We start from the raw sequence: 16,535 nt of genomic DNA on the forward strand, positions 1-16,535 counted from the left end.
AAACCATTAACGCTTGAACCTACAAACAAACCACTTGGGCAACCTCGGCAAACATGCTGGTTTGCCGAGAAATATGGACTATGCACTTTGCAGAAGGGGCCGTGCCGGACGGGCAGGTGCGCCCATTATCTCGGCGCGGCCCCTGGTGCTGCGTTGGGTAATGTTAAAGGGTAAGTTTTTGCTCTTCCGTAATTTTGGCCCGCAGTTCAAGGAATGCGGGGTCCATGGTGTCGCGCGGACGCGGCAGCGGCACATCATACGAGGTGTGCACATGGCCCGGCAGCTTGTCTTCCATGGTGACAATACGGTCGGCGAGGAACAGGGCCTCGTCGATGTTATTGGTCACAAAGATCATGGTGCGCTTGTCCATGTGCCAGATGCGTTCGGTTTCCTGCTCCATGAAAAAGCGGGTCTGTGCGTCGAGCTGACCAAAGGGCTCGTCGAGCAGCAGCACTTCGGGGTTCAGGGCATACGCACGGGCAATGCCCACGCGCTGCTTCATGCCGCCCGAAAGCTGGTGCGGATAATAGTCTTCAAAGCCGTGCAGCCCCACCATGCCAAGGTAATGGTGCGAGATTTCGCGCACCTTGGCAGGCTCAAGCCTGCGTACTTCAAGACCAATTTCCACATTCTGGCGCACGGTCTTCCACGGAAAGAGCTTGTAGCTCTGAAACACCAGGCCGATTTCGGGGCCGGGAGACACGATCTCCTTGCCGTCGAGGTAGGCCGCGCCGGAAGAAGGCGATTCAAGCCCGGCAAGAATGCGCAGCAAGGTGGTTTTGCCGCACTGCCCAGGGCCAAGAATGACCAGAAATTCCTGATCACGAACCTCAAGGGATATCTTTTCCAGAACCGGAACCATCTGGGTTCCCTTCTGGATGAAGGTTTTGCTTATATTGTCACAGACAATCTTTGGCTGCGTGTTGCTCACGTTCAGCTCCTTGGCTCTCTAAAGATTCTCGATTTCGCGCTGCCAGGGGCAGAGCTTGCGGGTCAGCAAATCCATGCCCAGGGTAAACACGAGCGAAACCGCCGTGATGATGAGCATGCCGCCAATGATCATGCCGGGGTCAGAAAGCTTCATACCCTGCACAATGATGTAGCCAAGACCAGAACGCGAGTTCACGAGCTCGGCAGCCACAACGCACGTCCAGGCGCTGGACATGGCGATCTGGAGCCCTGCCGTGATGGCGGGCAGAGCACCGGGAATGCACACAAGGCGAATTTCGTCCCAGCGTTTGCCGCCGATAATGCGCACCACATCGAAAAATTCGGGTTCGATGAGCTGCAGGCAGCTGTAAGAGTTGAGCACCACCGGCACGAAGGAGCCAATGACGATGATGAAGATCTTGGGCGCTTCGCCAATGCCGAACCACAGAATGGCCACAGAAATCCAGGCCAGGGGTGGCATGGGTTTGAACATGTCGAAAATGGGCTTGACAATGGCGCGGAATGTTTCATTAAAAGCCATGAACAGACCCAGCGGAATGCCGAAGCCAGCGGCGATCACAAAGCCGATGATAACGCGGCGCGTGCTGATCCAGAGGTGTTCGAGCAGGCCAAGACCAGAAAGCTTGTTGACGCTCAGGTCGTGCAGGCTGTCCACCACCTGAAAAGGGGTGGCAAGAGCGCTGCTGTGACCAAACACATTGGAGGTGGCAGCCCACTGCCACAGGCCGAAAAAGCTCACCAGCGAAATGATGTACAGAAAATATTCGCTCTTCAGGGCACGAACCAGCGAAAACTCGTACTTTTTCGAATTCTTGATAGTTTCGTTGCAGACGCTCTGGGTCTGCCCGTTGGACTCGGCGGAAGACTGCATGGCGCTATCTCCTGATACCGGCCAGCAGCCGGGATTCAATCTTGTCAATGATGAAACCGATGATGGCGCCAGCAATACCCACGCTCACCATGCCCACCATCACAAGGTCGGTGCGGCCAAGCATGCGGCCAATGGTGATCAGGTAGCCAAGGCCCTTGTCTGCGGCCAGCAGTTCAGCCGCCACCAGGGTCACCCAGCAGTAGGCCAGGGCGATCTGCAGCGCGCCAAACACCATGGGCAGCGCAGAAGGAATGCAGATAGAGGTGAATATCTGCCAGTCAGACGCGCCATAGGTTCTGGCCATCTGAATGTGCACGGGGTTGGTCATGCGCACACCGGTATAGGTGTTGATGACGCAGGGCACGATACCCGACAGCCAGATAATAAAGACCTTGCCCGGCAGACCAATGCCAAACCAGAAGATGGTCAGCGGAATCCAGGCAACCGGCGGAATGGGCCGGATGATTTCAAAAATGGGGCGCACAAGGCCGCGCACCGTGGTGAACCAGCCCATGGCAAGGCCAAGGGGCAGGCCCACGATCAGGGCCAGCACATAGCCCAAAAAGGCTTCCTGCATGCTTGTCCAGGCGTGTTCCATAAGAACGGCACCGTCAGGAGCAGGGTTGGTGAGCTTGTCAAACATGAGGCTCAAAATGTCGTAGGGCGAGCTGAGCAGCGTGCTGGGAATACGCCAGTCGTTGCTGTCGGCTGGCCCAACACATATCTGCCACACGCCAAGAAAAATACACACGCTCAGAACCGGCAGGATGCGAAGCCGCATGGGCTTGCGGTAGGTTACTTTTTCATTGCTTTCCATGAGCTATCCCTTTTTCCTACCACCAGCGGATGAGGTCGGTGACCTGGCGGCGAAGTTCGACAAAACGCGGGTCCCTGAAATCCCTCGGACGCGGCAGGTCAACAACCACCTCTGCCCTGACCTTGGTGGGCTTAGGGCTCAGCACAAGAATGCGGTCAGCCACGTACACGGCTTCCTCGATATTGTGCGTGACAAAAAGCACGGTGCTCTTGAGGGTCTGCCACAGCTTCACGAGTTCATCTTCGAGATAAAAGCGAAGCTTCACGTCCAGCTGGCCGTAGGGTTCGTCCATGAGCAGCAGATCGGGGTTCACGGCAAAGGCGCGCGCCACGGCGATACGCTGCATCATGCTGGCCGAAACCTGGTTGGGATACAGCTTTGCCGTATCTTCCAGGCCCACCAGTTCCAGAATCATATCCAGACGTTCCCTGAGCTGCTTGGGCGGAACTTTTTTGATGCGCATGCCGTAGGCCACGTTTTCTTCAACAGTAAGCCACGGCAGGGCCGTGGGTTCCTGAAACACAAAGGCCAGGTTATGCTTGCGCGGGTTTGCCACTTCACCATCAATGTAAATGTTGCCCGAAGTGGTTTCCGTAAGCTTGGACATGCAATTGAGAAAGGTCGTCTTGCCGCATCCCGTAGGCCCGACTATGCAAACCAGCTCTCCGCGCTTGATGGTAAAGTTGACCTTGTCCAGAACGGTAAGGTCTCCATACATTTTCGTAAGATCCCTGACTGCTATCTTAGCGTCGGAACAGGCACAGTCATCGGTTTGCTGCACGGCTGCACTCCTTGATGAGAGTTATTGAATGTCCCGGTCTGCCGGCCGGGTGCGCAAAAGAAGCCATACGCCCCTGAAAGCTGCCTACGGGCTGCCGGAATGGTTGCGCGTGCTTCGAAATTCTTTGTGATCTATTTTGCATAATATATACCATTTTTCACAAATCCTGCAAAAAGCCGCTTATCACGCGCTATAACAGGACATTTTTTATACCATGCACCACCGCTGCACCCACCATTGCGACACGAATGCGCATGATTGCGACAGATGTGACGCAGCGGGCTGCGGTGCGCTTTTTTCGGGCTTTTGCGGTGCATTGCACCGCATTTTTGGCGCTAGCGCTAGGGAATAAAAGAACAACTTCTGTCGTCCTGCGCCCTGCCTCCTCACTGCTGTGAAAAAGAAGGCGACATTTGCGTCGCATCTTCCACCGCACGGGAGGGTTTGGATGCTCCCCCAAAAGACACAGCACCCTTTGCCGCACTTTTTTTAAACAAAACTTCACCTGTCACCCCAACATGCATGGGGCGACACCTTTGCCGCGGTTGCGGCCGTATTCAACAAGGGTATGGCGTGACGCAGGTCACGGCAAAAAGATGGAGCGGTCCGGTTACTCTGCTGTCCATGCGCTGGTCGCGCGCGTGGGGCTGCCTGACCGGCATCCAGCACTTTTGGCAGTTTACGCTTTAGTTTCAGTGCATTAGCCATGGACGGCATATTGTTTTATCGGGATTGACCGCCACGCCAGATGGCATGGGCCGGGTATTGACTGCCACCGCCGCTCGCAGTGCCGCCTTGTGGCTCTGCCGAAACACTGCGCTGCTGTTGCTGATGACCGCCGCAGCCAATACATAGTAATTTACTACGTTGCAAGCCCCCAACTTCAATTTCGGGCGCTCGCATACTCTGCCCAACCACACGATAAAAAACCCTTGCGAGGCTGCGCAGCTTTCCCCCGTGGGGGAACGTCTGCACCCCAGGCCTGACCGACCTTTTATCGCAAACGTTTACCGCCGTGCGTGTTAACCTTTGCGCAAAAGGGAAAGATATGCGGTGCTGTCGGGCAGCGTATCGACCTCTGCCGGGGCATCAAGACGGATGCGAAGCATCCAGCCTTCGGCGTAGGGCTTGGCATTTACAAGGGTGGGGGTGCTTTCGAGGGTTTCATTCACCTCAAGCACCGTGCCGGAAACAGGCATGAACAGGGCATTGACAGACTTCAGCGACTCTACGGTGCCGAATTCCTGGCCGCCCTTGTAGCTTGTGCCGGTGGCGGGCAGATCCACAAAGGCGATTTCGCCCAGCTGATCCTGTGCAAAGTCGCTGATGCCAACCACCGCGGTATCGCCCTCTACACGCAGCCACACATGCTCGTCAGTATAACGCAGGTTTTCGGGCAAAGCCAATTGATCAAGATCTTTCATAATCCTTACTCCTCTTCCATACGCAGGGCAGCGTCGCCTACAGCTTCGGCCAGCGTGGGGTGTGCGTGAATGGTGGTGGCAATGTCGTTTACAGAAGCGCCCATACGCAATGCCAGGGTGCACTCTGCAATGAGGTCGGTAGCGTGAGCGCCAGCCATATGCGCACCAAGCAGCGTGCCGTCGCCAGCATCGGCCACCAGTTTGCAAAAGCCCGGCAGTGCGCCCATGGCCTGGGCTTTGCCCAGCTCACGCACCTGCACAACCGATGTTTTTACCTCGTGTCCGGCGTCACGGGCCTGTTTTTCGCTCATACCCACGCAGCCGATTTCGGGCGAGGTGAAGATGGCCGAGGGCACAAAGCGGTAATCCATGGGAGTACCCTGGCCGCCGGTGAGGCAGTCGTTGACGGCGCAAAGCGCCTCGACGGCAGCCACATGGGCCAGCATGACGCGTGAGGGGCCAAGGGCATCGCCCACGGCATACACGCCGGGCACAGACGTGCGCATGTATTCGTCGGCGCGTATCCAGCCGCGCTCGTTAGTGGCCACGCCAGCTTCCTTGAGGCCAAGGCCCGAGGTCATGGGCGCGCGGCCTACAGAAACAAGCACCAGCTCGGCGCTGATGGGGCGCTCGGGCTTGACGGGCGCACCGCTCACAAAGGGCGAGGGAGCAAGCACGCCGCTGACGCCGTTTTCGTCAATGCGCACCTGGGTGAGGGTTTGCCCAAGTTCGCAGGCGATGCGGCGCTTTTTCATCTCGCGCTGCAACAGCACGCTGATGTCGGCATCCACTGAAGGCAGGGGCAAAATCCTGTCTTGCCCTTCCACCACGGTGACCGTGGAACCAAAGGCCTGATAGATGCACGCAAGCTCGCAGCCAATAACGCCGCCGCCCACAATGATGATGGACGCGGGCACGTGGGTAAGCTTGAGAGCGTCGTCACTGGTGAGGATGCGCTTATGGTCGGCTGTAAGGCCCGGCAGGTTTACCGGGTGCGAGCCCGTGGCCAGAATCACAAAGTCGGAAGTAACGGTTGTGGCAGTGCCGTTGCTGGTCACTTCAACCGAGCAGCCGCCAAGCAGGCGCCCCTTGCCGCGCAGCAGGGTTACCCCGAGTGCGGCGCAGGTTTTTTCAAGGCCAGAACGCAGGGTGGCGCAAACGCGTTCCTTGCGTTCGTACACGGCCTGAGGGTCAATGCTCACGCCGCCTTCGATCCTAACGCCGAACTGAACTGCCTGATGGGCCAGTTCCAGAGCTTCGGCAGAAGACTTGATGGTCTTCGTGGGGATGCAGCCGTTGTTGAGGCAGGTGCCGCCGAGCTCGGCGCATTCCACAAGGGTAACGGCCATTCCGGCCTTGGCGGCTGCAAAGGCAGCCGTGTAACCGCCGGGGCCGCCGCCCACCACGGTCATGCTTTTTTTCTGTTCGGACATGCCTGGCTCCTAATCCTCGTCGTCGGCGAGCCTGAGGTTGTATTTCACGGGGAAGGCGGCCTCGAGCGAGCCGGTAACCAGGCAACCCTGCCGCATAACCTTTTCAACACGGTCAAAAATGAATTCGTACTCTTCGTCCAGATGCACGGTAACGTCGATATCAATACCCGTTACCCTGCCGCGGCCCAGATCATCCGTACCGGTGTGCAGGGTGGCCTTGGCATCGATTTTTTCATACTTGGCGTTACGCGTATCAAGGGCCTTGTCCAAAGCTGCGCAATAACAGTACAGCGCAGATGCGGCCAACAGCTTTTTGGCCGTGCCGGCACGCTCTTCAGCCGGGATCTTGTCGCCGTCTATGGTCAGCACGCCAAAGGCACCGCTTTCCATATCCAGATCGACCTTTCCACCACGGCGGCAGAGAGAAACACTGAGTTCATGTGACATTTCAAACCCTCCAGGCTTAAAAAACGCAGGAGCACCCTGCTCTCGCGCGATTTGGCCTGCCTATTGCACTAATAGTGCCATAAGAAATATCTGTGCCGCCCAGAGCCATTGGCGCTTGTGTTTTATGGCACATACCCCTAGTATCCGTGGCCAGAAGCGACATTTGTGTCGCGATAAACGACATTCCTTGCAAGGTTGATCCCCTATGCTTTCATCCCCCCCAGTTCCCCCCATCAATGTGGAAAAAAGCTATCGACGCCTGCTCAATCACCTGCCGGGCATGGCGTATCGGTGCCGCATTTTGAACACTGATGCGGACGAGAACGATTTTCTTCAATATGAACTGGAATTTGTAAGCAAGGGCAGTTACGAGCTGCTGGGCGTACCTGCCGAAGACATGGTGTATGCTCATCACAACACCATCGAGCGCATGACCCACCCAGACGACCTGGGACCCAGCCGCAAAGCCATACGCGACAGTATTGTCGCTCACGAGCCATATCAGGTCATGTACCGGCTATTGCTGCCTTCGGGGCGGGTCAAATGGCTTTGGGATCAGGGGGAGGGAGTTTACGACGATTCGGGCGTTCTGAGATATCTCGAAGGCCTGATCATGGACGTGAGCGAACAGAAGTTTCAGGAAATGGCCCTGCGTGAAGAAAACCGCGAGCTGCGCACTTCTGTCATCAATCTCTACGGCCTTGGCAACATTGTGGGCAAAAGTGAGCCCATGCGCCGCGTGTACAGCCAGATTCTCAAGGCGGCAGAAACAGATTCCAACGTCATCATTTACGGCGAAACGGGCTGTGGCAAGGATCTGGCCGCCAAAAGCATTCACGAATACAGCGGGCGCAAAGGCCGCTATGTGCCTGTGAACTGCGGCGCCATACCAGAGCAGCTGCTAGAAAGCGAATTTTTCGGGCATGTGAAGGGCGCGTTTTCCGGCGCGCATGCCAACAAGGAAGGCTACATTGGCGCTGCCAACGGTGGCACGCTGTTTCTCGATGAAATTGGCGAACTGCCGCTGCACCTACAGGTCAAACTGCTGCGGGCCATTGAAAACAAGATGTACACCCCGGTTGGTGGCAACACCCCCAAGGAATCATCCTTCCGGCTTATTTCTGCAACCAACCAGGATCTTTCAAAAATGGTGCGCGAAAAAACCATGCGCTCCGATTTTTATTACCGTGTAAACGTGCTTTCCATCACCCTGCCGCCTCTACGCGAACGCCACGGCGACATTGCCCTGCTTGTGGAATCATGGCTCGAAAAACGCGGTTTGAGCATTATCTTGCCTCCCCACGTGCGTCTTGCTGTGGAACAATACGACTGGCCCGGCAACGTGCGCGAACTGCACAATTTTCTTGATCGCTATCTGGCCTTTGGCGATGAGGCCCTCATGTCTCTGGGCGATGCAGGCCGTGCGGATCTGTTGCTCAACACGCCGCAGGGTATCAGCCTGGATCAGGCCGTATTGCAGCTTGAAGAGCGCATGATCAGGCAAACGCTTGAACGCTGTCGTTGGCACAGGGGTAAGGCTGCAGAAGAGCTGGGCCTGAACCTGCGCACCCTGCAACGCAAAATGCGCCGAATGACCGTGGCAGGAGAAAAACATAAGGGTAAATAGCAGTAAGGCCGGGCAGCCAACCGCAATCAGCTGCCCGGCACACGGGGATTTTAGCATTTACGGGCGTATTGCCCCTTGTGGCGCATCTTGTCCATCTCAATACCAAAACAACGGCACAGTTCTTCACTCACCATGTGTTTTTTGTCGAGCAACATGCAGTAATCGTTGTCCACCCAGTTTTCAATTGCCGCAAGCCCCTCTCGCTCAACAGGCACCCAGCCCCTTCCGCCTTCTTCCGGTTCATCCCACACGCGCACGTATTTCAAAAAAAGCGTCAGTATTTTCAGCTGCGGGCTAAAATGCACCTTGATGCAGTTGCATACAGCCCAGACAACAAGTTCTTTGCGCATGGGCTTGTACAGCACAAGGCACATTACTATGGGCCTGTTCAGATCCCTTTTGGGGTTCTCGAATCCATTCAGGTTGTCCAGCTGCACCCGCAAACCTCCCGCCGAAAGATTTACCAGATGCACCGAGGGGTTTGCCTCTCCATCACGATAACTGAATGCGGGCGCGAGCAGATTGCCTGGCGAACTGGGCAGCTGCTTACCGCAAAGCCATAATGAAATTTCCTTGAGCATAAGCGCGGTGGGGCTTACGCGCTCATGCCGCTGCAAATCACGCTGCACATAGCTATGCGGCATGGCAATTTCGATAATGCAATGCTTTGTTACGGGATCGACGTAATTAGCCAGAATGCGTGATTTGAAAAGGAAGCCGTGCCTCACGGCAGGATTTACGATACCTATATATTTTTCAGTGATATGGTGTGGTATTTTTACATACAGGCTGCAACGTTCCGCCTTGAGCACGTCAGGCAGAAAACGCTTGTTTGACTTAAGTATCACCTTGGTGGGAGAAAGATAAACAACGTCACAGGCGACATTTTCAAGTTGTCTTTGCCTGTCAACAAAGAACAGACGCAGCAGCAAGTGCTGGTTTTGAACTGTCAAAAGTATTTTTCCGGGCTGCACATGGCGATATCGAAGTGACAAACGCCAAAGCATGCTGCCTACTGAGTTTAAAAACCCCATACAGCCTCCCCAACGCAAGCCTGCAAAAAACCGCCTGCATGATTACAGCAAGAAGTTTTCCAAGTCATGTACGGTGTTGTATATCCTGCCCTTCTCCACTATCCCCATGGTTATCTTCCGCATCATGCGGTCTTGCAGCATCAGGGCACAAAGCGCGCATCTCTGTATGGCCGGTCTTCGCTCTGCCAAGTCTTATCTGAGCCAGTGAGCCTTTTGCATATTCAGATATTCACAAATTTATCAGTAAATAACAAGACATATACAAACTTATTACACATAAATATTAACATGTAAAAAAATTTAATTACAACTCATAACCAATACACAATTTTTTAAAAATTGATATTGCGTTACATTATTACATGTGAATTGTCTCCGCATGCAACCCAATGAATACCCCCCAAGGACAATAGCCGCATGTTTTTGTGCGGGCACAAAAACAGCCTGCGGAAACTGAACCAGAGGCTCAGTTTCCGCAGGCGCTTGGAGGAAGGTTTTTGCGGAGCCGCAGCACAGCTACGGCTCGTCTGATTACCGCGCAAGCCATGCCCCCACACGGCAAGCGCGGTCACAGCGGCATGGGGATTAGGCGCAGTCGTGCTTGTCCCACGGTTCACGGTTATCACGCTGGATAACCGATTCCATACGCACGAGAGCTTCTTTGAGCTTTTTGATTTCATCGAGCTTGAGGTTGGGGTTCTTCATGGCCTGGTAAATTATGGCGCCGGTGCAGTCTGCGCTGATGGGCAGATCCACAATGGTGGCAATGGTAACGGCGAGGTCCTGCGCGTTAACGGCGCGGGCAACGGTACCAGCCTTGCTGTCCACGGCCAGACCGTAGAAAGCAAGCCCGTCAGCGGCGGCAACCACCACCAGGGTGCGACGGTCGGCAGCTTCAAGGGCAGCGGCCAGAGCGGCCTCGTCACCCTGCACAACCAGCAGGGCATCTTCCGCGCCTTCAAGGGCGGCGGTTTCAACCTTCTTACCGCCCAGAGCCAGGGCCAGGTCTTCCAGGCCAGCGGTATCGGCATTGGTCAGCAGGGCCGCCTTTTTCTTCAGCTTGTCCAGCGCTTCAGAAGAGCTGCTGAGCGCAACGGAAGGCAGCACCACGAGAATTGCTTTCTTTTCAGCCATGATCTTTTCCTCGTCATCTGCCCCGCCTTGGCGGGGCTTTGCGTTTTATCGTGCCGGGGCAAGGGCAGCACCCCTGCCCCGGCATAGTGAATTAGTCAACCAGGTTGGGGTTTTCCATAATCTGGTAAATGGGCGCGCCTTCGGCATCAGCAGGCACAGGATTGCCAGTGATGTAGCAGAAGGTGGGCACAATGTCGGCCAGCCAGCGCGGGCGGGTATAACGGTAGCCCTTGCGGATGTTGGGGCCGCGGAACATGAGCAGGTTCTTGAGGCTGCCGCAGCCGGATTCACCAGTGGGCAGGCCGTAACCGTGTTCGGCCATGTATTCAGGCTTCAGCACGTACACAACGTCGCCAGCCTGCGCGCCGCCCATGCCGAACACATGCGCGTCTTCCTTGCGCACAGCCAGCAGCACGGGGCGATCACCGGTATCAGGATGCTTGTAGTCAAGCAGGGCGTTGATGATGCGGTCACGCACGTTTTCGTAATCTTCAGGTTCAACGATACCGCCGGGGTAACGCCCCTTGAGATTCACGTACACAAACATATAGCGCTGCGGCACGGCAAGCGACTTGCTCACATCAAGCACGTAGTTGAAACCTTCGGTTTCTTCGTAGATATCCCAGTAGTTTTCAGACTTCTTGGGCTCATACGAGCACAGGCCCGCTTCCTTGAGGGCGTGGGCAGTGTTGAGAATGGGGCCGAGGGGCGTTGCGCCGTGGTCGGAGCACACGCACATGACGGTTTCGTCGCCCATGATGTCCATGAGGCGGCCAAGCAGACGGTCTTCCACTTCGTAGATGTAGCGTTCCATCTTTTCGGCCTTGGTGCGAACCACGTCGTCGGTGCTGTCCAGTTCGCTGAGCCAGCCGTGGTAGAACCAGTCGATGGGGTGGGAATGCATGTAGAACAGATCCCAGTCCGCATTGGCTTTGATAAGAGATTCGATGGTGTTCCAGAGCCATGCGCTGTGGAAGTCAACCAGTTCGCACACGGTGTCGGTGTCGATAATACCGTGCAGGTAAGCGACCAGACCGATGTCGTTGGCGGTGATGTGCTTGGTAAAGTCAATCTGCGCGGCAGCTTCGGCTGGGGCAATAAAGCCACAGCGACCAGCAATGCCGGAAATGTACAGCTTGAATTCTTCCGCATCATCAGAAAGCTGCATGAGCTTGGCGCGGAACACGCCCTTTTCGGTGCGGCCATCGGCCTTCACGGTAAAGTCGTGCTGGGCGGGTTCGCTCCACTTGCCAAGCTGGATGGTAAAGAAGGCCTTGGCGTAGTCCTTTTCAGGGCACAGGGCCATGCGATCATAGCCCTCGTCGCCGCTCTGCCACACAAGGCAGTGCCAGGTCTGGTCTTCCAGGGGTTCAATGGCTTCCTTGAAGTGCATACGCACGTTCATTTCAAGGGGCTCTTCGCCTTCGGGCAGGTTGGCCCAGCCTTCGGCGTCGTCAAAGGTGCCCTGAGCGCCCATGGGGTAGAAATCTGTAGAGATAACGCTTTCAGAGCACAGAAATTCCTTGTGCTCGTTGCCGTGCAGGGGCCAACGGGTTTCAGCGGGGCTGAGACCTTCGCCCATGATCATCACGCCGTGCTGCATTTTGGACGGCCAGGACATGGGGTAGTTGACGACGATGCACTTCTTGCCAGCCTTGTCCCACGCGTCCCAGATGGTTTCGGCGGTAAGGATGGTGGAACCGAAAGCCTGCGAGGTTTCCTTGTAATCAAGGCTGCGACCTTCGTGGTAGTAATAGTAGTCTTCCACGCCGTGGGTGCGGGGCCATGCGCCCGTGCAGATAGTGGCCCAGGACGGAGGAGTGACCGTAGGCAGATTGAAACCTTCGGGGATGTAGCTGCCCTCCTGCATGAACTTTCTGAAGTTATCGAGCCCCCCCTGAGCCAGCATTACTTCAAGCCTTTTGGGAATAAGGCAGTCGTAACCTATAAGGGCGGCGCGCTTTGCTTTTGCAGCCATGATTAAAACTCCTTGATAGTACCGACGGGCACTGTTGTGATTTAACGCCCCCCTCCTTACAATTTGCATGCCAAATCATTCACAACTTCCACGATCACATCATTTTCTACTCCCACAAGGCAATTATCCAATCCGTGCTTTAGCGGACATGCCGCGCTGACATTTTTAGCGACAAATATGTCGCGATTTTTGATTAAAATTGTCAACATACTGAAATTATACATATTTATCTAAAATTTTTTTTGTCGCAACACGCGACAACTATGCCGCGTATTAGGTACAAGCTGGTCCATATTATAAAAAAAATCAATTATTTCAGCATGGTGAAATTTGGCACACAGGATGCAGATAGTGCGTAATTCACTTTGTCGATCAAACAACCGTGAGACGCCATGACTGCACCCCTGTCTGATGCTGTGCCCAGCACCACCCTGTTTGCAGAAAACCCGCTGCAAGGATTCTTGCCGTGCATGGGACATGCCGCGCCCTCCAACGCCCAATTCAACAATATATTGCGCACCGCAACCGCTGCACCAGACCCCATGCAGCGGTACTGGATATGCTTCCCGTAGTGTGGACGAATTTTCGCCCGCACTCTGCCTTATGGTTCAGGCTGTAGCAAATGGATAACGTTTTAACTTGGGAGGTTTTATGTCTGTGAAACGGAAAACCATTCTTTCCGCAGCAGCTCTTGCGCTTACATTGGGGTTGGCGTTTGGGCAGCCTGCTGAAGCAGTGGAATTCAAGGCTCGTGGCATCTGGTCAATGGGTTTTGGTGTGGGCGATTCCAGCCTGACCAAGGACGTGACGACCAATGGTACCAAACAGAAGGCCAACAACAACGATCAGTTTGTGTCGCGTCAGCGCGTGCTGCTGTTCCTTGATGCTGTTGCCTCTGAAAACCTGATGGGCAGCGTGCAGTTCAAGCTTGGCCCGCAGGATTGGGGCCGCGCCGGTCAGGGTTCCGCCCTTGGTGCCGACGGCACCATGGTTCGCGTTACCCAGGCCAACATGCAGTGGATGGTTCCGCAGACCGATCTGAAGTTCAAGATGGGCCTGCAGTATCTGGCCCTGCCCAATGCCGCTGGTGGCTCTGCCGTGTTTGACACGCAGGCAGCCGCAGTGGTGGGCAGCTATGCCTTTAACAAAAACGTGGGGCTTACCGCCCTGTGGATGCGCCCCTTTAACGACAACTATCAGGGCGGCAACTACCAGAACGTGCTCAGCAACGACAAGTCCGGCTATCTTGATAACATGGACCTGTTTGCCCTCACCCTGCCCCTGACCTTTGACGGCATTACGGTTACCCCCTGGGTCATGCCCGGCATGATGGGCCGTAACACCGGCAAGTTTGCGGCCTTCAGCAACTACGGCCTCAACGACGGTTCTCCGGCTACCACCCTGTACCCCTACCTGAACAAGCTTGGTGGCGGCCGCGGCCTTAACGTGACCGGCGTGACCAATGCCTCCAAGGAATACGGTACAGTGTTCTGGGCCGGTCTGCCCGTCAAGATTACCGCCCTGGAACCCTGGAACATCGAATTCGACACCAACTACGGCTATGTCGAACAGATGGGCAGCTTCAACGTGATGCGCCGCAACAATCCCAACGATGTGGTTCACGGCAGCACCAAGCGTGAAGGCTGGCTGGCCAAGGCCCTCGTGGAATACAAGCTTGACTGGGGCGTGCCCGGCATTTTCGGCTGGTACGCCTCCGGCGACGACGGCAACGTCAAGAACGGTTCCGAACGCCTGCCCTCCGTATGTGCCTACGGCAACTTCACCTCCTTCATGGGTGATGGCAACCTTGGCTGGAGCCCCAACGTCAACTTCATGGACAAGTCGCTGTCCTACGCCGGTACCTGGGGTATTGGCGCCCAGATCCGCGACGTCAGCTTCATCGAAAAGCTGAACCATACCTTCCGTGTGGCCTACTGGGGCGGCACCAACAGCCCCTCCATGGTCAAGTACATGGACCACGCCAACGCCTGGGATTCCACTTCCAACATGTTTGATGGCCCTTACATGACCACCAACGACGGTCTGCTCGAATTCAACGTGATCTCCACCTACAAGATTTACGACAATCTTGAAATGAACGTTGAACTGGGCTACGTGGCCAACTACATGGACAGCAGCACCTGGAACAAGAGCTACCAGAACTTCGGCTCCTACTCCAAGCAGGATGCCTGGAAGGGCCAGGTGGTCTTCCAGTACAAGTTCTAAACATCCGGCGGCTCCTTCCTCCGGTTTCATGCCTGCCGGCAACCCGCATACTGGTTGCCGGCAGGTGCATTTTTGCGTGCGAGCACCAACCTGCTGGCATACAACAAGCCAGCAGCCAGATGCCACAAGCAAAGGGCCGTCCTTCCAAAACCATGGAGCGGCGGCCCTTTCAACAGTGCCCGGCACGCGGGCTGGCGTGGCAGCTATAACCGGAAGCTAGGAAGCCGTATCTTCGCGGTGCACCTGAACGAGCACCTCGGTAACGAAGAGGGATTCATTGTTGGTGGTCCAGTAATCGGTAACGTACCGTTCATATGAATCGGGCGCAGTCGCAAAGCTGTTTGCCGCACACCAGTTTTGCAGCTTGCGGTAGGTATCACTGATGGTTTCGTGCGGGCCAATATGATAGCAGCTGGCCATCAGTGTTCCGCCAAATTCCTGCAAATGCTCTGCTTTGCAGGGGCGCATGGGGCGTTGCAAAACCTGTATGGGCTGCTCAACATTCGCCAGACGGTCAGCCAGAGACGAAAAGTGCACGATCACCGGGCCAGCGATATTATTGCCCAACGACTCGACAAAGTTGGTAAATTCCATATTTATGATGGTAGACTTGATGTCCAGCGAAAATTCCTCGTCGTGGCACAGCAACAGCTGGGGTGAAACGTATTTCACCGAAACCTGGCGGGTATCGTTGTCGAGCAGCATTTCTGCCTCGTGCAGCAGTTCGAGCCAGTCGTGAATGGATTCTGCACGCAGGCGCAAAATTTCTTCTTCCTGCCGCAGGTCTTCCATCTTGGAAAGAAACATGCTGCACAAGGCCTTGAGCGATGCCGTGCTGTCAGCATCAAAGGCAGCGCGAATTTCTTCAAGGCGAAAGCCCATCTGCTTGTAATACTTGAGCGGAGGCACCGAGAGCACGTCTTCGTGTGTGTAGTAGCGGTAATTGTTGGAGCCACGCAAGCGAGGAGAAATAAGCCCCAGCTTGTCGTAAAAACGCAGGGCTTTTTTTGAAATATTTGATGTTTCGCTCATTTCACTGATGGTATAGCGCCGTGAGGTCATGAAACGTCTCCTGAATGAAGTGCTCTCAATCTGAGGGACACACTTCAAATGCAAAATGCGTTCCGCCTTGCCGCCGTAAGCGAAAACAGCGCGAGTCCTTCAAAAAAACACGGGCATAAACGGCACTGTCAGGCTGCCCTCCGCTACCTGTCGCAGCACAAGCCCTACCCAGTACCTACCAACAGTTATGGCCAACATCAGCAACTGTATTCATCTGTGATGCATTAGTTTTTTAAAAATATATGCAGTTATATGAGCTGATAGAGTCTGCCATTTATAAGATATTCGATTTCAAAAGGCCAAAAAAAATTATATTTCGACAACTCGTGTTTTATCAAAATCTCTCCGATGCATTTCAAACAATACTGCCTTATTTATTAATCTGAATTAATTCAGTCATAATTAGAAAACATGGCGCTTTAACTAGACATATTCCACAAGCAAACATTTCAGCATTTTTCAAATACAACATCACTCGGACACATTTAAAATAGAATTTCAATTCCCTAGATGTAAAATTCCGTACTGAATTCCAAATTAATCTATATTAAGGAACGTAATAAATTCATTTTTTGTATTTCAACGATAACTTTTATTGCAATAATTGTATTATGCAATACGATGCATCCCAAATTCAGGTTACGTAAATACATATTATTTTTTTGTATTTCGCGCTAAATCCACAGACAGCTGAATTTTACTCGCCAACAGCGCCCGAATCTACGCCAGATGCCTGTTTCGCGAACTTAA

The 16,535-nt window shown here is 54.6% G+C and carries 14 protein-coding genes; 3 read left to right on the forward strand and 11 right to left on the reverse strand.

Going from position 1 to position 16,535, the window contains the following annotated elements:
• Positions 1-163: 163 nt before the first annotated feature.
• From F8N36_RS09510 to F8N36_RS09540, 7 genes are all read right to left on the reverse strand, one after another.
• Entirely contained in the window at positions 164-937 is a 774-nt protein-coding gene (locus tag F8N36_RS09510) for an ABC transporter ATP-binding protein (protein WP_291332608.1), read from the reverse strand.
• Between the two features lie 12 nt (positions 938-949).
• The gene (locus tag F8N36_RS09515; protein WP_291332555.1) at positions 950-1,822 is read right to left on the reverse strand and encodes an ABC transporter permease; all 873 of its coding nucleotides are present in this window, start codon (positions 1,820-1,822) and stop codon (positions 950-952) included.
• Between the two features lie 4 nt (positions 1,823-1,826).
• Complete coding sequence (locus tag F8N36_RS09520) at positions 1,827-2,639, reverse strand: ABC transporter permease (RefSeq protein ID WP_291332556.1); 813 nt, start codon at positions 2,637-2,639, stop codon at positions 1,827-1,829.
• A gap of 16 nt (positions 2,640-2,655) precedes the next feature.
• A complete protein-coding gene (locus F8N36_RS09525) occupies positions 2,656-3,357 on the reverse strand; it encodes an ABC transporter ATP-binding protein (protein WP_291332609.1) in 702 nt (233 codons plus the stop codon).
• A 1,085-nt stretch (positions 3,358-4,442) separates the two neighbouring features.
• Positions 4,443-4,826: a glycine cleavage system protein GcvH gene (gene gcvH / locus F8N36_RS09530; RefSeq protein WP_291332610.1), complete on the reverse strand. Its 384-nt coding sequence runs from the start codon at positions 4,824-4,826 to the stop codon at positions 4,443-4,445.
• A gap of 23 nt (positions 4,827-4,849) precedes the next feature.
• Entirely contained in the window at positions 4,850-6,277 is a 1,428-nt protein-coding gene (gene lpdA / locus F8N36_RS09535; protein WP_291332557.1) for a dihydrolipoyl dehydrogenase, read from the reverse strand.
• Positions 6,278-6,286: 9 nt separating this feature from the next.
• Entirely contained in the window at positions 6,287-6,724 is a 438-nt protein-coding gene (locus tag F8N36_RS09540; protein WP_291332558.1) for an OsmC family protein, read from the reverse strand.
• A 205-nt stretch (positions 6,725-6,929) separates the two neighbouring features.
• On the opposite strand from F8N36_RS09540, the gene F8N36_RS09545 reads away from it, so the two are divergent.
• On the forward strand, positions 6,930-8,351 hold the full coding sequence (locus F8N36_RS09545; protein ID WP_291332559.1) for a sigma 54-interacting transcriptional regulator: 1,422 nt from the start codon (positions 6,930-6,932) through the stop codon (positions 8,349-8,351).
• 50 nt (positions 8,352-8,401) lie between these two features.
• Here the strand turns inward: F8N36_RS09545 and F8N36_RS09550 are convergent, their stop codons facing one another.
• From F8N36_RS09550 to F8N36_RS09560, 3 genes are all read right to left on the reverse strand, one after another.
• A complete protein-coding gene (locus F8N36_RS09550) occupies positions 8,402-8,995 on the reverse strand; it encodes a hypothetical protein (protein WP_291332560.1) in 594 nt (197 codons plus the stop codon).
• Positions 8,996-9,970: 975 nt separating this feature from the next.
• Positions 9,971-10,519 (reverse strand): hypothetical protein, encoded by a 549-nt coding sequence (locus F8N36_RS09555; RefSeq protein ID WP_291332561.1) that lies wholly within the window; start codon positions 10,517-10,519, stop codon positions 9,971-9,973.
• Between the two features lie 91 nt (positions 10,520-10,610).
• Entirely contained in the window at positions 10,611-12,497 is a 1,887-nt protein-coding gene (locus F8N36_RS09560; RefSeq protein WP_291332562.1) for an alkaline phosphatase family protein, read from the reverse strand.
• A gap of 392 nt (positions 12,498-12,889) precedes the next feature.
• Between F8N36_RS09560 and F8N36_RS09565 the strand changes: the two genes are divergently transcribed.
• Both F8N36_RS09565 and F8N36_RS09570 read left to right on the forward strand, forming a co-directional pair.
• Positions 12,890-13,069: a hypothetical protein gene (locus F8N36_RS09565; protein WP_291332563.1), complete on the forward strand. Its 180-nt coding sequence runs from the start codon at positions 12,890-12,892 to the stop codon at positions 13,067-13,069.
• Between the two features lie 79 nt (positions 13,070-13,148).
• Complete coding sequence (locus tag F8N36_RS09570; protein WP_291332564.1) at positions 13,149-14,723, forward strand: outer membrane homotrimeric porin; 1,575 nt, start codon at positions 13,149-13,151, stop codon at positions 14,721-14,723.
• A 216-nt stretch (positions 14,724-14,939) separates the two neighbouring features.
• Here the strand turns inward: F8N36_RS09570 and F8N36_RS09575 are convergent, their stop codons facing one another.
• On the reverse strand, positions 14,940-15,785 hold the full coding sequence (locus tag F8N36_RS09575) for a MerR family transcriptional regulator (protein WP_291332565.1): 846 nt from the start codon (positions 15,783-15,785) through the stop codon (positions 14,940-14,942).
• Between the last annotated feature and the right edge of the window lie 750 nt (positions 15,786-16,535).

This window comes from Desulfovibrio sp., from assembly GCF_009712225.1.
Lineage (GTDB): Bacteria > Desulfobacterota > Desulfovibrionia > Desulfovibrionales > Desulfovibrionaceae > Desulfovibrio.